This window comes from Rubrivivax gelatinosus, assembly GCF_016583785.1.
In the GTDB taxonomy this organism is placed as follows: domain Bacteria; phylum Pseudomonadota; class Gammaproteobacteria; order Burkholderiales; family Burkholderiaceae_C; genus Rubrivivax; species Rubrivivax gelatinosus_B.
Genome location: NZ_NRRU01000247.1, coordinates 1 through 442, shown reverse-complemented (window position 1 = coordinate 442; position 442 = coordinate 1). Strand labels below are relative to the sequence as shown.

Genomic DNA, 442 nt, shown 5'->3' with positions numbered 1-442 from the left:
GCTCTGACAACGCCCGCGCCGCCCGCGAAGTGGCCGAAGCCGGCGACAAGACCCGCGCCGCGCTGGCCAGCGAACTGGCCGCCTCGATCTACGGGCTGGACGTGCTGGCCCGCCATATCGAGGACCAGAAGAACAATACCACCCGTTTCCTGGTGATGAGCCGCACCGCCGACCACAGCCGCCGGGCCGAGCGGATGATGACCACCTTCACCTTCCGCGTCCGCAACATTCCGGCCGCGCTGTACAAGGCCTTGGGCGGCTTCGCGACCAATGGGGTGAACATGACCAAGCTGGAAAGCTACATGGTCGGTGGCAGCTTCACCGCGACCGAGTTCTATGCCGACATCGAAGGGCATCCCGACGATGCCCCTGCCGCCCGCGCGCTGGAGGAACTGCGCTACTTCTCGAAGGAAGTCAGCATCATCGGCGTCTATCCCGCCGA

At 65.6% G+C, this 442-nt stretch carries 1 protein-coding gene; it reads left to right on the top strand.

Translation table 11 applies throughout. The features are described from left to right. On the top strand, window positions 1-442 hold a 442-nt coding region (locus tag CKO43_RS25645; protein WP_276570326.1), incomplete at both ends, for a prephenate dehydratase domain-containing protein.